The 16,934-nt window shown below is 63.3% G+C and carries 14 protein-coding genes; 9 read left to right on the top strand and 5 right to left on the bottom strand.

Going from position 1 to position 16,934, the window contains the following annotated elements:
* Window positions 1-8 precede the first annotated feature (8 nt).
* From C3F36_RS02255 to C3F36_RS02265, 3 genes are all read left to right on the top strand, one after another.
* Entirely contained in the window at window positions 9-527 is a 519-nt protein-coding gene (locus C3F36_RS02255) for a DUF2062 domain-containing protein (protein WP_039040274.1), read from the top strand.
* A complete protein-coding gene (locus tag C3F36_RS02260; RefSeq protein ID WP_104454375.1) occupies window positions 521-1,015 on the top strand; it encodes a DUF2062 domain-containing protein in 495 nt (164 codons plus the stop codon). Before C3F36_RS02255 ends, C3F36_RS02260 begins: the two co-directional genes overlap by 7 nt.
* A gap of 115 nt (window positions 1,016-1,130) precedes the next feature.
* Complete coding sequence (locus tag C3F36_RS02265; protein ID WP_104454376.1) at window positions 1,131-2,636, top strand: helicase HerA-like domain-containing protein; 1,506 nt, start codon at window positions 1,131-1,133, stop codon at window positions 2,634-2,636.
* A gap of 79 nt (window positions 2,637-2,715) precedes the next feature.
* On the opposite strand, the gene C3F36_RS02270 is transcribed toward C3F36_RS02265, so the two are convergent.
* The 3 genes from C3F36_RS02270 to C3F36_RS02280 form a co-directional block, all read right to left on the bottom strand.
* Entirely contained in the window at window positions 2,716-3,906 is a 1,191-nt protein-coding gene (locus tag C3F36_RS02270) for an amino acid aminotransferase (RefSeq protein ID WP_041213134.1), read from the bottom strand.
* 135 nt (window positions 3,907-4,041) lie between these two features.
* Window positions 4,042-4,983, bottom strand: coding sequence for a hypothetical protein (locus C3F36_RS02275; protein WP_164882637.1), 942 nt, complete (start codon window positions 4,981-4,983; stop codon window positions 4,042-4,044).
* Between the two features lie 218 nt (window positions 4,984-5,201).
* Window positions 5,202-6,275, bottom strand: a complete 1,074-nt coding sequence (locus C3F36_RS02280) for a porin (RefSeq protein ID WP_104454377.1) — start codon at window positions 6,273-6,275, stop codon at window positions 5,202-5,204.
* A 378-nt stretch (window positions 6,276-6,653) separates the two neighbouring features.
* Between C3F36_RS02280 and dinG the strand changes: the two genes are divergently transcribed.
* The 3 genes from dinG to C3F36_RS02295 all read left to right on the top strand — a co-directional run bounded on the left by dinG (window position 6,654) and on the right by C3F36_RS02295 (window position 10,566).
* On the top strand, window positions 6,654-8,726 hold the full coding sequence (dinG, locus tag C3F36_RS02285; RefSeq protein WP_104454378.1) for an ATP-dependent DNA helicase DinG: 2,073 nt from the start codon (window positions 6,654-6,656) through the stop codon (window positions 8,724-8,726).
* Window positions 8,727-8,939: 213 nt separating this feature from the next.
* Window positions 8,940-9,599: a YccT family protein gene (locus C3F36_RS02290; protein WP_039040268.1), complete on the top strand. Its 660-nt coding sequence runs from the start codon at window positions 8,940-8,942 to the stop codon at window positions 9,597-9,599.
* A gap of 70 nt (window positions 9,600-9,669) precedes the next feature.
* A complete protein-coding gene (locus C3F36_RS02295) occupies window positions 9,670-10,566 on the top strand; it encodes a histone deacetylase family protein (RefSeq protein WP_104454379.1) in 897 nt (298 codons plus the stop codon).
* Between the two features lie 89 nt (window positions 10,567-10,655).
* Here C3F36_RS02295 and C3F36_RS02300 read toward each other — a convergent pair whose 3' ends face one another.
* Together C3F36_RS02300 and ylqF are read right to left on the bottom strand one after the other, a co-directional pair.
* Window positions 10,656-11,804 (bottom strand): MFS transporter, encoded by a 1,149-nt coding sequence (locus C3F36_RS02300; RefSeq protein WP_104454380.1) that lies wholly within the window; start codon window positions 11,802-11,804, stop codon window positions 10,656-10,658.
* Window positions 11,805-12,105: 301 nt separating this feature from the next.
* Entirely contained in the window at window positions 12,106-13,056 is a 951-nt protein-coding gene (ylqF, locus tag C3F36_RS02305) for a ribosome biogenesis GTPase YlqF (protein WP_041213141.1), read from the bottom strand.
* Between the two features lie 341 nt (window positions 13,057-13,397).
* Between ylqF and C3F36_RS02310 the strand changes: the two genes are divergently transcribed.
* The 3 genes from C3F36_RS02310 to C3F36_RS02320 are packed head-to-tail and all read left to right on the top strand — an operon-like array spanning window position 13,398 to window position 16,915.
* The gene (locus C3F36_RS02310; RefSeq protein WP_039040264.1) at window positions 13,398-14,789 is read left to right on the top strand and encodes an alkaline phosphatase; all 1,392 of its coding nucleotides are present in this window, start codon (window positions 13,398-13,400) and stop codon (window positions 14,787-14,789) included.
* 24 nt (window positions 14,790-14,813) lie between these two features.
* Entirely contained in the window at window positions 14,814-16,181 is a 1,368-nt protein-coding gene (locus tag C3F36_RS02315; protein WP_171865824.1) for an alkaline phosphatase, read from the top strand.
* A 50-nt stretch (window positions 16,182-16,231) separates the two neighbouring features.
* Entirely contained in the window at window positions 16,232-16,915 is a 684-nt protein-coding gene (locus tag C3F36_RS02320; RefSeq protein WP_048208747.1) for a hypothetical protein, read from the top strand.
* Window positions 16,916-16,934: the final 19 nt, after the last annotated feature.

The raw sequence follows: 16,934 nt of genomic DNA on the forward strand, positions 1-16,934 counted from the left end.
TTCAGAACATGCCCAAACGAATCATACAGCGCTGGCTACCCGACCCGGCGACCCTCAAGGAACACAAGCACTTGCGACTCTTTGGCAAGCTGCTGCTGGATGCCAACCTCTGGCATCTCAACCGGCGCTCCGCCGCCGGTGCCTGTGCGGTCGGCCTCTTCATGGCCTGGGTTCCCCTCCCCTGCCAGATGCTGCTGGCCGCTGGCGGCGCCATCGCCTGCCGGGTCAACCTGCCCCTCTCGGTGGCCCTGGTCTGGCTCTCCAACCCCCTGACCATGCCACCGCTGTTTTATGGCGCCTATCTGGTGGGCTGCCAGTTGCTGGGGCAACCCTCCCAGCACATCGAGATCACCTTCACCTGGGCCTGGCTGGTGTCGGTGTTCGAGACGGTGGCCCCGCCGCTCTTGCTGGGCTCCCTGGTGCTTGCCCTGCTGAGCGCCCTCGTCGGCTATCTCCTGGTTCGCGCGGGCTGGCGCCTGAGCACGGTGCGCCAGTGGCAAAAACGCAAGGTGGCGCGCCCATGCTGAATCGCTGGTTGGCCCGCTTCAAGATTGACCCCGATACCCTGCGCCAACAGAAGTGGTTCGCCCTCTTTGGCGAGCGACTGCTGACCCCCGCCCTCTGGCAAGGGGGAACGCGGGCCCTCTGTGGCGCCGTGGCGGCCGGGCTGTTCGCCAGCTGGGTCCCCATGCCCATGCACTCCCTGGTGGCCGTCGCCCTGGTGCTGGCGTTCAGCTTCAACCTGCCGCTGGCCCTCTTGGCGGTCTGGTTCAACAACCCGCTGACGCTCCCCTTCATGTACCTCTACGCCTATCGTACCGGTTGCCTGGTGCTGAACGAGACGCCAGCCCCCTTCCATCTCACCTGGTCCCTGCACTGGCTGGAGCAGGAGGCAGCCACCCTGGTGCCCCCCTTCCTGCTCGGCAGCCTGCTGCTGGCGGTGCTGAGCGCCGCCGCCGGCGCCTTGCTCACCCAGCTGCTGTTACAACTGGGCAAGCTGACCCGCCCCCGCTAGGTTGCCAGCACGCCGTCCTTGTCTCGGGTGGCGTGCCTTGCCATCGTCTGCCTCTGCCACCACACTCCTTGTAACCCGTTGTTTTTCGACCCCCATTCGAAACAAGGAGCCCACCATGGCCGAACCGCTCACGCTGGCCCATGCCAATGGCCACCCCCTCTCCCTGCTACCCGCCATGGCCAATCGCCACGGCCTCATCACCGGGGCCACCGGCACCGGCAAGACAGTCACCCTGCAGGTGCTGGCGGAGGGGTTTTCCCGCCTCGGCGTGCCGGTCTTTCTTGCCGACGTGAAGGGGGATCTGAGCGGCCTGGGCACCGCCGGTACCCCCTCTGCCAAGCTGGATGCCCGTCTGGCCCAGCTCGGCCTTCAGGCACCCGACTTTGCCGCCAGCCCCACCCTGTTCTGGGATCTCTTTGCCGAAGAGGGCCACCCGGTGCGGGCCACCGTCTCCGACATGGGGCCTCTGCTGCTTGCACGCCTGCTCGGCCTCAACGACACCCAAAGCGGGGTGCTGGAGCTGGTGTTCAAGGTGGCGGACGACGAGGGGTTGCTGCTGCTCGATCTGAAAGACCTGCGGGCCATGGTGCAGTTTGCGGGGGAGCACGCCAAGACTCTCACCACCCGCTACGGCAATGTGTCGACCGCCTCCATCGGCGCCATCCTGCGCAACCTCCTCACCCTGGAGAGCGCGGGCGGCGATCACTTCTTCGGCGAGCCCATGCTGGACATCCAGGATCTGATGCAGACCGACGAGGCGGGCCACGGCCATATCAATGTACTGGCCGCCGGCAAGCTCACCCAGTCCAGCCGCCTCTATGCCTGCTTCCTGCTCTGGCTGCTCTCCGAGCTGTTCGAACAGTTGCCCGAGATAGGGGATCCGGAAAAGCCCGTGCTGGTGTTCTTCTTCGACGAGGCCCATCTGCTATTCAAGGATGCGCCCAGGGCACTGCTGGAGAAAATTGAGCTGGTGGTGCGCCTCATCCGCTCCAAGGGGGTGGGCGTCTATTTCGTGACCCAGAGCCCGGCCGACATCCCCGACAGCGTGCTGGGGCAGCTTGGCAACCGGGTGCAGCACGCCCTGCGCGCCTTCACCCCGAGCGATCAGAAGGCGGTGCGCATCGCCGCCAACACCCTGCGGGCCAACCCTGCCTTCGACGCCGCCGGAGCCATCACTGAACTGGGGGTCGGGGAGGCGCTCATCTCCCTGCTCGACGAGAAGGGGCGGCCCAGCGTGGTGGAGCGCGCCTTCATCGCGCCCCCGGCCAGCCGCATCGGCCCCCTGAGCGCGGCCGAGCGCCATGCGCTTATTCAGGGCTCATTGCTCTACGGCAGATACGACACCCAGGAGGACAGGGAGTCCGCGTTCGAGCGACTTCAAGAGACATTGCCCGCCGCCGGTGACGAGACCGCTTCCCCACAGACCGACCAGGGCGGCGGTCTGCTGGATGCCTTGAATGGCATCCTGTTCGGTCGCACCGGCCCCCGTGGTGGCCAGCATGACGGGGTGGTGCAGACCGCCGCCAAGAGCGTGGCCCGCACCCTCGGCAACGAGGTGGGACGCCAGCTGATGCGCGGGGTGCTCGGCTCCCTGCTGGGGAGCAGCAAGCGGCGCCGCTGATGCCGGAAAATGAAAAAGCCCGCCGTGTCGGCGGGCTTTTTATGGCTGAAGCAAGGCGCTTGGCGCAGATGCTTCTCTCTTACAACACCTTGGCGATGGCGTCGCAGAGGGGATCAATGTTGGCGCGGGTGATGCCTGCCACGCTGATCCGGCCGGAGCCGACGATGTAGATGGCGAATTCGCTCTTGAGGCGCTCCACCTGATCCTTGGAGAGACCGGAGAAGGAGAACATGCCGTTCTGTTCGCGGATGAAACTGAAATCCTGGTTCACCCCCCGCTCGGCCAGCTTCTCCACCAGCAACTCGCGCATCTCGCGAATGCGCACCCGCATGGCGGCCACTTCTTCCACCCACTCCGCATAGAGGGCCGGGTCGCTCACCACGGTGGTGACAACGGCGGCGCCATGTGACGGCGGGTTGGAGTAGTTGGCACGAATGACGGTCTTCACCTGGGTGAAGGCGACGTCGGCCACCGCCTTGGTCGCGCAGACCAGGGTGAAGGCGCCGACCCGCTCGTTGTAGAGGCCGAAGTTCTTGGAGAAGGAGCTCGCCACCAGCAGCTCGTCGTGGCACTCGGCGAAGATGCGAAGGCCTTCGGCATCCTCTTCGATGCCGCGGGCAAAGCCCTGATAGGCGAAGTCAAAGAGCGGCAGCCAGCCGGCGGCGGCACTCTGACTGGCCAGGGCGCGCCACTGCTCGGTGGTCGGGTCGATACCGGTCGGGTTGTGGCAGCAGCCGTGCAGCAGCACCAGATCCCCCGCCTGCGCGTCAGACAGGGAGGCCTGCATGGCGGCGAAGTCGAGTCCCTTGGTGGCGGCGTCGTAGTACTTGTACCACTTGACGGTCAAACCGGCCGCCTGGAACACGCTGACGTGGTTCGCCCAGGTGGGATCGGAGATCCAGATGGTCTTGGCGAGATTGTTGCGTACCACGAACTCGGCGGCGATGCGCAGGGCACCAGTACCGCCCGGCGCCTGCGCCGTCTTGGCGCGGCCGCTGGTCACCAGGGCGGCATCACGGCCGAACAGCAGTTGCTGCACGATGCGGCCGTATTCGATATTGCCTTCGATACCGAGGTAGTTCTTGGTCTTCTCGTCGGTCAAGAGCTTCTGCTCGGCTTGCTTGACGCAGTGAAGGATAGGAGTGGCACCGGTCTCATCCTTGTAGATACCGACCCCCAGATTGATCTTGTGGCTGCGAGTGTCGGCACGGAAGGCTTCGGTCAGGCCCAGGATCGGATCCGCTGGGGCGGCAACAACCTTTTCAAACATGGTATTCCCTGTAGTCCGTTGAGTTCGTTGGCTGGCAAAGTAGGTTGGCAAACAAAAGCGCCCGTCCAGGGAGCGCTTCGTCAGCTCTTTATACCACTGCCTTCCATAGGGGAAAACCGCTTTCTCGGCGCCGCCTCAACCAATCCCGTGCCAATCCGGTGCCAGGGCACACACCTCGACCGACAGACCCCGATTCGACTCCACCAAATCATTGCACTGCGCCATCAGCGCACGGGGGATACGGCTCGGCTCCCAGGGCCGGCCATCCCCCAGGGGAGCCCCGTAGGCCGCCTTGATGGGCACCAGATCCCGGGGCAGCCACCAGCTCGCCGGTCTCCCCAACCGCTGGGCCAATGCCAGTACTCTGTCGACCCCGGCCGGATCCAGGGCAGTGAGGTGGCTCCAGAGGGTCTGGGGCGGCAAAGCGGCGATCAGGGGCTCCAGCGTGCCGGGATCCTCGGCGGGATACCAGACCAGCAGGGCGTCGGCGGGCAGTGGCAACTCGGCGAAGGCGCCGACGGCATCGGTCGTGATCACCCGCTGTATCTCCCCCTCTCCCCAGAGGATCTTGCCAAGCTGCGCCAGGGTGCGGGCTGGCAGCGCCACCTCCCCCAGGGTCTGGAGCCAGGGAGCGGCATCCAGCAGGGTGCCGCCGCTGAGAAACAGGCTGAACGGCCGTGTGGCCCGCAGACGAAGGGGCAGATCGCTGCACAGCCGGATCCCCTTGTCTTCGAAGTCGATCTGCTCGATGGGGCTGAAATGACCCTCCCCCTTGCGATACAGGGCCGCCAGCACCCGCTCGTTGACCCGCTCCCCCAGTTGCCAACCGTGGGATTGCAGCCACTCCTCGGGTTCCGGCGGGGCACTGGCCATCTTCGCCAGCATCAGCTCCCGAGTCAGATAGCGGTGCCCGGCAGGGGTGAGCTCATAGTGATGATTGCCAAGGGCCAGCAGCAACTGGTTGTCCCGAAGCATGCCGATGAGCGGCTGCCATTGACGACCGCGAACAGCCTGGGGGCCGCCGCTCAGCAACTGCTGTGCCAGCGCGCGCCACTCGGGGTGGGTGAAATCGATCAAAGGCATCCTTCCCTGTCGGCAAACCATCCTTCAACGAATTGAATAATCTAGCGATTTACGACGAAGGAGCCAAGGGCGGAAAAGAGACAACGTGACCTGGCGCAGCACCGGACGTCGAAAGGAAGCGAAAGAGGTGAAAGGCAGATAAAACAAAACGGCCAAGCAAGCTTGGCCGTTTCATCAACTCTTTCACGATTCCCTATGAGAGGGAGCCTTGATTAGAAGTTGTATTGCATACCAACAGTCCACTCGTCATCTTGCTGACTCAGGCCTTGGATTTTGTATTCGGTGTAAGCTTTCAGCTTGGAGTTGAAGGCGTATTCAACACCCATGGAGGTGAAATCTACGGTGTCTTCGTAAGAAGTTACACCTTCCACTTTCGCTTCAGCGAAGTTGTAGCCAGCCAGGAAGGTCCAGGCGTCTACGTTGTAGGAAGCAGCCAGCTCGTAGCCACGCGCCTTGGCATCGTTGAAGCCGTCGAACTTGTAGGTGGATTCGTTATACAGGGCAGCGAAGTAGAAACCCTGATAGGTGTAGCTTGCGGCAACAGCCCAGTCATTCTTGTCGGTCAGATCAGCGCGACTGAAAGTACCGTTTTCGGAAGTGATGGTGAGGCTGGAGGCATCTTCGAAGCTCTTGGACTCGTAACCTGCGGCCAGACCCAGACCAAAGTCGAAGTCATAGGTTGCGCCCAGGGTGTAGCCGTGGTCCATTTTACCTTCAACACCAGACCAGCCAGCGTAGTTCGCATCATAGCTGCCGTTGTTGGTGATGTAGCCACCTTTCAGGCCAAAACCGTTCCACTGACCGTTATAGATAGCCTGACCTTCTTGACGATCATCATAGACGTTGGCCATGTCACCGTAGTCGTTGAAGATATCGGTCTTGGCGACGGTTGCATTGTAGAAAGCAGTTTCTGTCTGACCAAACAGGAACTGGCCATACTGGGAACCATCGAAGCCAGCATAGATGTGACGAGCCTTCAGCTCACGCTTGTCGCTGCCATAGGAGTTTTCGGAGGCCAGTTGCCACTCAGTTTTGGCAACGCCAGACCAGGTGTCATTCAGAGCCATTTTACCGGACCAGCCCAGACGGGCATAGGTGGTCAGCTCACCATCATTCTTGGAGTAAGAATCTGCGTCTGCATCGTAGGAGTCGTACTCGCCGAAGTACTGGGCATGTACACGACCGTAGATGTCGAAGGTGGTACCGTCTTTGTCATAGATGACGGCAGCGTTAGCTGCGGATGCAAACAGAGCCGGGATAGCAATAGCCAGAATTGTCTTTTTCATAGTTTCCAATGCCTACTGTAATTAAACACTAAGTTGTTGTTATTCCCTGTGTTAGCGATGTTCTTTGCATCACTATGGGGCCTGAGACTAGCACCGGGTTTTGCAATCCGCAATGAAAAAACTTGGAACTTTCCCGTGATTCCATAGTCATAGGGGAAAAAATGTGATCCAGGTCCCACCCCATTCCCTCGATGCGAGGACAACGTTTGTAGCGAAAAACGCTGCTTTTTTATGCCGGCTGAGGGGAGTCGTCCATCCCCAACCGCTGTGTTGGCATATTTGGCGGCGGCCATGCAAGGGGCTGTCATCCCTGCCTCGACCCGGGCGCCGGGTTGCGGGTATCCTGTCACTCCAATCCCAGCCATGACCCGCCAAGCCATGTTATCGACCCGTCTCAAAGCCAGTATTCGCGCTACCTATCGCCAGATAGCCGACGGCCTGCCCGGCTTTGTGCCCCGCAGGGAGCAGAACTTCCTGGTGGCCGAGATAGCCAAGACCCTCACCGGGGAGTACGACAGGTCTCGCCGTATCCTGGTGGCCGAGGCGGGCACCGGTATCGGCAAATCCCTCTCCTATGCCCAGGGCGCCATCCCGGTGGCGCGGCTCACCCAGAAGAAGCTCATCATCTCCACCGCCACGGTGGCGTTGCAAGAGCAGCTGATCCACAAGGATCTCCCCTTTTATCACCGTCACAGCGAGCTGCCGTTTCGCTTCATGCTGGTCAAGGGGCGCCAGCGTTACTGCTGCGAGCACCTGCTGGAGCAGGCGGCAAACGGCAGCGAGATGGCCAATTTCGAACTCGACTTCGGCGCATTGAGCAGACACAAGCCATCGGACGCTGACAAAGCGTGCTACCAGGGGCTGTGGCAGGCCTACACCGAAGGCAAGTGGGACGGGGATCGGGACAACTGGCCCAAACCCATTACGGACCCTTGCTGGGATCGCATCGCAGCCGACCGCCACACCTGCAACAAGGCGCTGAGCCACCATCAGCACTGCCCCTTCCATCGGGCCCGCAACGACATGGACGCAGCAGACGTGCTGGTGGTCAACCACGCCCTGCTGCTCTCCGACCTCACCATGGGGGGCGGCATCATATTGCCGCCGCCGGACGAGTGCATCTATGTGCTGGACGAAGCCCATCACCTGCCCACCATCGCCCGGGATCACGGCGCCGCCAGCGCCAGCATCAAGGGATCCCGCCGCTGGCTGGAAAAGCTGGTGCAAAGCGCGGGCAAGCTGGCCAGGACGCTGAACAAGGAGAGCCTCCTCGACCCCCAGCTCAAACTGCAGGATGCCCTGGCCTCTCTCCAGCCGGATCTCAAGGCCCTCGAGCAGTGGCTCGCCAGCAATGATCACCTCTTTGGCGGCGAGCCCCACCACAGATTCGCCGATGGGGTGCTGCCGGATCCCCTGCCCATGCTGGCGGAAAACCTCAAGGAGGCGAGCAAGAAGGCGTTGCGGGCGCTGGACAGAATGCAGGGGGCCATCGGCGAGGCGCTCAAGGATGGCGAAATTCGTCGCAAGGAGGCCGAGCCTCTGCTGGCGGAGAGCGGTTTTCACCTGCAACGGCTCGAGAGCTTCTGCGCCCTCTGGGAGATGCTGAGCCGCCATGTTCCCACCGGCAAGACCCCCCTCGCCCGCTGGATGGCCAGAAGCGAGGACGGGGACATCTGGTTGCACGCCTCCCCCATCGAGGTGGGGTATCTGCTGGAGGAGTGGCTCTGGTCCCGCTGTCTCGGGGCCGTGCTGGTGTCGGCGACCCTCACCGCCCTCTCCTCCTTCAGTTATTTTCGCCACCAGGTGGGGCTCAAGGAGCATGACGGCACCCGCTATCTGCGGCTGCGCTCCCCCTTCGACTACCACAAGGCCGAACTCTATCTGCCCAAGATGGCCCATGAGCCCAGTGCCCCCGCCTTCACCCAGGAGTTGATCGATACCCTGCCCCGTCTGCTGGCAGGCAAGGAGGCCAGCCTGGTGCTCTTCTCCTCCTATCGCCAGATGAACGAGGTGGCGGTGGGGCTGCGGGCCAAGGGGATGTCGCTCCTGGTACAGGGGGAAGCGTCCCGCAGCGCCCTGCTCCTCCTGCACAAACAAAAGTGCGACGGCGGCCAGGCCAGCATCCTCTTTGGCACCGGCAGCTTCTCGGAAGGGCTGGATCTGCCCGGCCACTACCTCACCAACCTGGTGATCACCAAGCTCCCCTTCGCGGTGCCCAACTCCCCCGTGGAAGAGGCAACCGCCGAGTGGATAGAGCAGCGCGGCGGCAACCCCTTCCTGCAACTGACGGTGCCGGAGGCGTCGCGCAAGCTCATCCAGGCCTGTGGCCGCCTCATCCGAAAAGAGGCGGATCGGGGGCGGGTCACCATCCTGGACCGGCGCCTGCTGACCAAGCGCTACGGCAAGGGGCTGCTGGACGCCCTCCCCCCCTTCACCCGACGCATCGAGTGACACGGCTGACGCCCGCCATGCGATCCCCTGTCTCTCATGTCAGGAGGGGGCAGGAAGATAGAAGAGCACGCTGCCCGCAGGACTCGGGGCAGCGGGATCCACACCCCGCACACCGGAAGGCGCCATAAACGGCTATTGCCGCTGTGGGGCAAACCTGTAAAAATGACCCCCTATTTTTCAGTGGGCAATTGCCTGACTGTTCAAGGAGATGAAATGAAACTGACTGTTCTGGTACCGGCCCTGGCTGGTCTGTTGTGGGCAGGTAGCGCCCTGGCCGCTAGCCAACTGGAAATTACGAATCCCTATGTCATCCAGCTGCTCGATGGCGAACCCGTCAACCCCCAGCTGCTCGACAAAGCCACCGTCTTCTCCCTGGAGCCCGGCAGGCACCAGGTCGTGGTCGCCTTCGAGGGCAACTACTCCAGCCGCAGTGAAACCAAGCTGGTCACCGCCGAGCCCTTGGTGATCAACTTCACCGCCGCCGACAACCAGCAACTCTTCCTCGACTTCAAGAAGCCCCGCAAGGAAGAAGAAGCCAAGCGTTTCGTCAAGGAACAGAACGTCGTTCTGAAAGACAAATCCACCGGCCAGGTCCTGAAATCCGAGCAGTTCGTCATGCCGACCGTGGGTGGCTTCCAGCTGACCCGTGACTATCAGCAGGAGCTGCTGAAGATGGGCAAGGCCTTCAACCAGCCCAAGACCGTTTCCGTCTCCACCGCCGCCGTGATGGCTGCCGCCAGCGCACCGGTGGAAGTGGCCCCGAGCAAGGCCATGAGCAACCCGGAAGCCCTGACCCAGCTGCAGAGCTGGTACAACAAGGCCGATGCGGAGACCCGCAAAGCCTTCCAGATCTGGGTGATCCAGCAGCAGTAAGGCGCATCGCACGCCTGCATCGAGGGGAGCCTGGCTCCCCTTTTTCATACCCGTTCATGGCCGATGCTTCATGTCACTGCGCATCTTCTATCACCCCCACTACTCCGCCCTGACACTGCCCGAGCGTCACCGCTTCCCCCTGGCCAAGTACCAGGCGCTGTTTGAACGCCTCGTCGCCCTCGACTATCCGCTGGCACAGGCCACCCCTGCCAGCCGTGAGCAGATAGAGAAGGTGCACGATGCGGCCTATGTACAGGCCGCCCTCGCCGGCACCCTCGATGAAGGGGCCATTCGCCGGCTTGGCTTTCCCTGGTCTCCCCTGCTGATAGAACGTACCATGCACTCGGTCGGCGCCACCCTGGCCGCCAGCCGCCACGCCCTTGCGCAGGGCTGCGGACTGCAGATCTCCGGCGGCTACCACCACGCCCACCGGGGGTTTGGCAGCGGCTTCTGCCTCTTCAACGATCTGGTGATCGCGGCACGAACCTGCCTGGACGAGGGACTCTGCGAGCGGGTACTGATCGTGGATCTCGATGTCCATCAGGGAGATGGCAGCGCCGCCCTGTGCACGGGCAGCCGTGACATCATCACCCTCTCCCTGCACGGAGAACACAACTTCCCCCGCCACAAGCCGGCCTCCCATCTGGACTTTCCCCTGCCAAGCGGCATGGAGGACGACGCCTATCTCGAGACCCTGAACCAGGCCCTCGCCCTGGCTCATCGCCTCTACGCCCCCGACTTCATCCTCTATCAGGCCGGGGTGGATGTGCACCGGGACGACGAGCTGGGCTACCTCTCCCTGAGCGACTCCGGCGTGCGCCAGCGCGATGCCATGGTCTTTGACTCTGCGCTTCGCCACGGGCTGCCCATCACCGCCGTACCGGGCGGGGGTTATCGGCGAGACTGGCAGCAGTTGATCCCGCTGCACTTCTCGCTCTTTGAAGTAGCAAGGCACCGGTTTGGTTGAGCGGCACCGCCCGGCCCATGACGAAAAAGAGGCGACCCTTGGGTCGCCTCTTCTATATCCGTGCACAGGGATGATGGCGCCGTCTGCCCTCAGGCATGGGCCATCGGCGTCGGGTGCTCGCCCATCTTGCGCAGCAGCATCAGCAGATAGACCAGGGAGACCCCGGCAGTCACCATGAACAGCAGATGATCCGAGTAGTGCTGCATCAAGAGCGCCGTCAGGGTCGGCCCGAGCAGGCTGCCGATGGTGTAGCTCAGCAGCAGCGCCTGGTTCATGGCCACCAGTTGATGCTGCTCCACCTTCTCGCAGGCCCAGGCCATGGCCACCGGATAGAGCGTGAAGCCCGCGGCCCCCAGAATGAACAGCGTCGGTCCCATGGCCGCGTTGCCGAGCATCGCCATGGCCCCCAGGATCACCACCAGCACCTGTACCCGCAGCACCGGCAGGCGCCCGAAACGATCCGCCAGACGCCCCACCGGCCATTGCCCCAGGATGCCGGCGCTCACCATCACCGCCATCCAGTAGCCGATGGCCCCGTCGCTCACCCCCTGGTGGTTCAGATAGAGCGGCATCAGACCATAAAGCACCCCCAGCACGATGCCGGAGAGGATGCAGCCGTTCACCCCCAGACGCGCCTGACGCAGGCGCAGCATCGGCCAGACCGGAGTCCTGGCCTGAAGGTTGCCTGACGGACTGGCGATGCGGGTGAACAAGAGCGGCAGCATGGCCGTCAACACCAGGGCGGTCACCCAGGGCAGCACCGCCATCAGCGACGTCGGTACCTTGCTCACCAGCAGTTGCCCAAGCACGGTGCCCACGTAATAGACCATCATGTAGGCGGCCAGCAGGCGCCCTCGATTGCGGGCGTTGCCGCTGCACATCAGCGCGCTCTCCACCACCACCCAGATCATGGCGCAGCCGACCCCGGCGATGAATCGCCAGGCGAGCCAGCTCCAGAACGCCAGGGTCATGCCGAGCCCGACGCAGCCTGCGGCAAAGAGCGCACTGGCCAGGTAGTAACTGCGATTGAAGCCGCAGCGGGCGATGAGTCTGCCCGCCAGCAGGGTTCCCAGCAGGTTGCCGGTGAAATAGGAGGAGCCGACCATGCCGACCTGCCAGGTGGGCAGATGCTCATGGGCGAGCCAGAGCGGAACCAGGGTATTCAATACCGCGATGGCCAGGGTCAGCAACAGCAGGCCACAGAGCAGGAGCAGCACCGGGCGGGAGTATGTGGTCATGGATAGAACCGTGGGGAGAGGCAAAATGCGAGCGCATCATGCCACCGCCTGTGCCTTTGTCAATCGGCACTGAGGCCGGGTCGCAAGGTTTTTCTGCCCACCGTGATGGCAACGCGGCACGGCCCTCCCCTGACGGGAGCCTCATCCCCTTGATTGGCCGACACCTTGGTCATGATGAGGGGAAGCGGGCGGTTGAATATCGACTCTGTGCCTCCCTCACGCCAGAGCGCCATGACCAGAAGAGGCGGCCCAGGGCCGCCTCTTCTTGCTATCAAGCACAACCTATCGTGCACAACGCCGGTCAGCGCTGGCGCTTCTTGGCGTACTTGCGACGAGCCCGGGCCTGGCGCTCCTCTTCCCGCTCCGCCTTCTCCCTGGCTTTCTGCTCAGCCTCGGCCTCGGCTTCCACTATCTCGACGCTCACCATCTCTGGCGTCTCCAGGGAGATCCGCCCCAGCATGCCGGACCGGAATTCATTGACCAGGATTTCCGAGGCCTTGTGCAGATCCGCAAGCCCCCCCTTGCGCATGAAGCCGCGCTGACGGGCAATGAGATCCAGCAGCTCGATCTCGGTCTCCGGCAGCTCGCTCAGCTGGTAGCGTGCCTTGATGCGCTCCGGATAGGCCTTGATGAAGTAATCGGCGGCAAACATGGCGATGTCGGCGTAATCGAAGACGGTATCCTTGATGGCCGCCGTGATCGCCAGTCGATAACCGCAGGAGGGCGGGTTGAGCTTGGGCCACAGGAAGCCAGGGGTGTCCGTCAGGATGACGTGGTTGTCGAGCTTGATCCGCTGCTGGGACTTGGTCACCCCCGCCTCGTTGCCGGTCTTGGCGATGATGCGCCCCGCCAGGGTGTTGATCAGGGTGGACTTGCCTACGTTGGGGATGCCCATGATCATGGCTCGCACCCCGCGCAGCTCGAAGTTGCGCTCCGGCAGCATCTCGTGGCACAGGGTCAGCAGTTGCTTGATCATCGTAGGCTCCTGCTGGGTCAGGGGCAGTGCCTTGATCCCCTTTTCCTGCTCCATGTGGGCCACCCAAAGCGCGGTGATCTCGGGGTCGGCAAGGTCTGCCTTGTTGAGCACCTTGATCACCGGCGTCTCCCCGCGCAGCTCCGGCACCAGGGGGTTCTCGCTGGAGAAGGGGATGCGGGCGTCGAGCATCTCGATGATGACATCGACCTGGGGCATGACCTCTGCAATCTCTTTGCGGGCCTTGTGCATGTGGCCGGGGAACCAGTTGATGGACATATCCGTTACTCTCTCATTGGCATGCGGTCCCCTCTCGGGGCTGCGGGCGCTCGGGGTTGCGGGTGCGTGGTGATGCGCCAGACCGCTGGCACTCATCGCAAGGGGGCGCATTTTACCTGCTGCGGCCCCGATTTGACAGGCTATTCTGGCCGGGTGTTGTCACCCGGGTGGCCGGATGCCCACCACGCCAGCGGGAGGTGAGTGGCAAAACACAATCAACATAACCCATTGATATAAGATAACATTTGCAAGGCGCTTTCACCGTATTGTCATCTCTCTTCACTAAAAGTGTCATCTGCCCCCTCTAGGCTGCGCTCAGGTTTCACAAGGAGCGAACCCCAATGAGAAAGATGGCAGGACTTGCAGTGATGATAGGCGCCGCCCTGGCCGCCGGCTGCAACTCCAACAACGACAGCAACACCCCGGAATCCAGCGCCAAGAACGTGATCTTCTTCCTCGGCGACGGCATGGGTCTCAACACCCTCACCGCCTCCCGGATCTATGGCGTCGGCGAAGAGGGCAGCCTCACCATCGACACCCTGCCGGAAACGGCCTTCATCAAGACCTTCTCCCACGATGCCCAGGTGACCGACTCGGCCCCCTCCATGGCGGCCTACATGACCGGGGTCAAGAGCAACAACGGCGTCATCAGCATGGACAGCGACGCCACCCAGGAGAGCGATTGCAGCCAGAGCGGCGGCAAAGCGGTGACCACCCTGCTGGAGCTGGCCAAGGCCGATGGCCGTGGCACCGGCGTGGTCACCACCACCCGGGTCACCCACGCCACCCCGGCCGCCACCTATGCCCATATCTGCAACCGGGATCTGGAGGCTGATATCGCCGTCCAGATGGTGCCGGGGGGCAGCGGTTACAACAGCGCACTGAAGGAGGGGCTGGATGTGGTGCTCGGGGGCGGCAGCAGCTTCTTCCTGCCCAGTGCCGACAAGGGCAAGCGGACCGATGGCCGCAACCTCATCGACGAGATGAAGGCGAAGGGCTATCAGTTTGCCGCCACCCTGGACGAGCTGAACCAGGCCGATGCGAGCAAGCCGCTGCTGGGCCTGTTTGGCTCAAGCCACATGAAATATGACCTGGACCGGCCCGCCAGCGAGCCGTCACTGGCCCAGATGACCCTGGCTGCCATCAAGCAGCTCAAGGGCAAAGAGAAGGGCTACTTCCTAATGGTGGAAGGGGGGCGTATCGACCACGCCCTGCACGACACCAACGCCAAGCGCGCCCTGCAGGATACCCTCGCCTTCGACAACGCCATCCTGGCCGCCATCAATGAAGTGAAGAAAACCGATCCCGAGCTGAAAAACACCCTGATCGTGGTCACCGCCGACCATGACCACACGCTTGTGCTCAACGGGTACGCCAAGCGCACCGGCAAGACCACGGCAGGCAATGCGGGCGTGCTCGGGCTGGTGAAGAACTACGAGACCGGCGAGCCGAGCAAGGATAGCGATGGCATGCCCTACACCATCATCGGCTTTGGCAACGGCTACAACCGAGTGGATGGCCCGCGCAGCAGCGTGGCGGCCCTCGACGACGCCACCACCTCCGCCGACGACTATCACCAGGAGGTGGTGGTCAAGGTGGGCGAGATAGGCAACGAGACCCACGGCGGTACCGATGTCTTCCTCGGCGCCATCGGCCAGGGGGCGGAGCGCTTCCACGGCTCTCTCGACAACACCGCCGTGTTCGGCAAGATCAAGGCTGCGGCCAAGCTGTAAGGGATTATCAGGATGAACATCACCATGAAAAAGACGCTGGTCTGCACCGCCCTGCTCGGCACGCTTGGCGGCCTCTCCCAGGCGCACGCCGCCGATGCCAAGAACGTCATCCTCTTTATCGGTGACGGCATGGGTCCCACCGTGCTCACCGCCACCCGCCTGTTCAAGGTGGGGGAAGAGGGGGATCTCGAGATGATGAAACTGCCCCAGAGCGCGCGCATCAAGACCTTCTCCCACGATGCCCAGACCACGGACTCCGCCCCCTCCATGGCGGCCTACACCACCGGCGTCAAGATGAACAACGAGGTGATCGCCATGAGCAGCGACACCAGGGCCGTGGCACCGTCCAAGGATGCCAACGGCAACAAGGGCATCAACAACTGCACCAGCGACAACGGAAGCCCGGTGCCCACCCTTCTCGAGCTGGCCAAGGCAGCCGGCAAGTCGGTGGGAGCCGTCACGACCACGGAGCTCACCCATGCCACCCCGGCGGCGACCTATTCCCATATCTGCCACCGGGATGCGGCCTACGCCATCGCCGAGCAGGCGGTACCGGGCGGCGCCGGCTTCAACCAGGCGCTGGGGGATGGGGTCGATGTGCTGATGGGGGGCGGCGCCAACCACTGGACGCCCTACAGCGCCAGCAACAAGGGCGGCCGGGCCGACGGCCGGGATCTCACCGCCGAGCTGACCGCCCGGGGCTACCGCTATGTCACCACCAAGGATGAGCTCTCTGCTGTCAACTCGGGCAAGGTGCTGGGGCTGTTCAGCACCAAATCCCACCTCGACTACGAACTGGACCGCGTCGCCAAGGGGGCGGCCAGTACCCAGCCGTCCCTCTCCGAGATGACCGCCAAGGCGATCGATCTGCTCAGCCAGAACAGCCAGGGCTACTTCCTGATGGTGGAGGGGGGACGTATCGACCACGCCCTGCATGCCACCAACGCCAAGCGATCCCTGACCGATGCGGTGGCGCTGGACGAGGCGGTCAAGACGGCCCTCGGCAAAGTGGATTTGAGCGATACCCTGATCGTGGTCACCGCCGACCACGACCACACCATGACCATCAACGGCTATTCAGCCAAGGGCAACAAGGTGCTGGATCTGGTCAAGAACGCCGATGGCTCGACCCAGAACGACGCGGACGGCAAGCCGTTCACTACCCTGGTATTCGGCAACGGCCCCAACCGCCAGGACCAGCGTCCCACCCTCACCAGCGATGAGGTGATGGCGGATGACTACCTGCAGGAGACCGGGGTCAAGCTCGGCTCCGAGACTCACGGCGGCGGAGATGTGATGCTGTTCGCGGGCGGCGCAGGCAGCAGCCAGTTCAAGGGCACCCTCGACAACACCCGGGTGTTCGGCAAGCTCAGGGAGGCCCTCGGCCTGTGATAAAGGGGCCCGGCACCTCGCCGGGCACCTTTTCCGTCGAGCGAGAGACGATGATGAAATATCTGCTTTCTTTATGGCTGCTGGGCAGCGCCCTCTCCTTCCCCCTCCTGGCCGACGAGGTGCCCGATCTGGCCGCCCGCATCCGCTACGTGGACAGGGTGACCGGCAGCGACGGCATCACCCGGGAGAGCCAGTGGCAGGAGAAGTGGCTGCGGGTCGGTGACCAGGTGTGGAGCCAGCGACTCATTCCCGTTCCCCTGGCCCGTGCCTATCACGCCACCCACGATGCCCGCCCCGGCCACAAGCACTTCACTCACCAGATGGCGGCGCGCTGGGTCACCCGCAGCGAGGGAGACGCACTCCAGTTGCGCTACGCCGATGCCTGGCACAACCAGCTGGTGGAGGTGCCGCAGGAGGAGTACGGCCAGGTGGCCTTCAAGCCGGAGTGGGCGCGGATCCGCCACCTCATCAACCCTGCCCTGTTAGAGGGAATGACACCGCTGGATGAGGCCGCCCCCGACCAGGCGAACTGGTATGAGACCCGTGAAGGTCGCCAGCGTACCCGCATCCTCTGGTCGAGCCGCTGGCAGTTGCCCCTGGTGGTGGAGTCGGCAAGCCTCGACGGTTATCGCAGCTACCGGATGGAGGTGACGCTCAAGCCGCTGCCAAAGACCCTCCCCTGGCAGCAACTGGCAGGGTACCAGACCCTGGACCTGCGGGATTTCTTCGACTGATCCCCCCAGGCGGCAATCG

The sequence above is a fragment of the Aeromonas sp. ASNIH2 genome (assembly GCF_002934795.1).
Lineage (GTDB): Bacteria > Pseudomonadota > Gammaproteobacteria > Enterobacterales > Aeromonadaceae > Aeromonas > Aeromonas caviae.

Bases quoted from the DNA above. Each gene is read 5' to 3' on its own strand.
- C3F36_RS02255 (WP_039040274.1), top strand. From the start codon at position 9: ATGCCCAAACGAATCATACAGCGCTGGCTACCCGACCCGGCGACCCTC.
- C3F36_RS02260 (WP_104454375.1), top strand. From the start codon at position 521: ATGCTGAATCGCTGGTTGGCCCGCTTCAAGATTGACCCCGATACCCTG.
- C3F36_RS02265 (WP_104454376.1), top strand. From the start codon at position 1,131: ATGGCCGAACCGCTCACGCTGGCCCATGCCAATGGCCACCCCCTCTCC.
- C3F36_RS02270 (WP_041213134.1), bottom strand. From the start codon at position 3,906: ATGTTTGAAAAGGTTGTTGCCGCCCCAGCGGATCCGATCCTGGGCCTG.
- C3F36_RS02280 (WP_104454377.1), bottom strand. From the start codon at position 6,275: ATGAAAAAGACAATTCTGGCTATTGCTATCCCGGCTCTGTTTGCATCC.
- dinG (WP_104454378.1), top strand. From the start codon at position 6,654: ATGTTATCGACCCGTCTCAAAGCCAGTATTCGCGCTACCTATCGCCAG.
- C3F36_RS02290 (WP_039040268.1), top strand. From the start codon at position 8,940: ATGAAACTGACTGTTCTGGTACCGGCCCTGGCTGGTCTGTTGTGGGCA.
- C3F36_RS02295 (WP_104454379.1), top strand. From the start codon at position 9,670: ATGTCACTGCGCATCTTCTATCACCCCCACTACTCCGCCCTGACACTG.
- C3F36_RS02300 (WP_104454380.1), bottom strand. From the start codon at position 11,804: ATGACCACATACTCCCGCCCGGTGCTGCTCCTGCTCTGTGGCCTGCTG.
- ylqF (WP_041213141.1), bottom strand. From the start codon at position 13,056: ATGTCCATCAACTGGTTCCCCGGCCACATGCACAAGGCCCGCAAAGAG.
- C3F36_RS02310 (WP_039040264.1), top strand. From the start codon at position 13,398: ATGAGAAAGATGGCAGGACTTGCAGTGATGATAGGCGCCGCCCTGGCC.
- C3F36_RS02315 (WP_171865824.1), top strand. From the start codon at position 14,814: ATGAAAAAGACGCTGGTCTGCACCGCCCTGCTCGGCACGCTTGGCGGC.
- C3F36_RS02320 (WP_048208747.1), top strand. From the start codon at position 16,232: ATGATGAAATATCTGCTTTCTTTATGGCTGCTGGGCAGCGCCCTCTCC.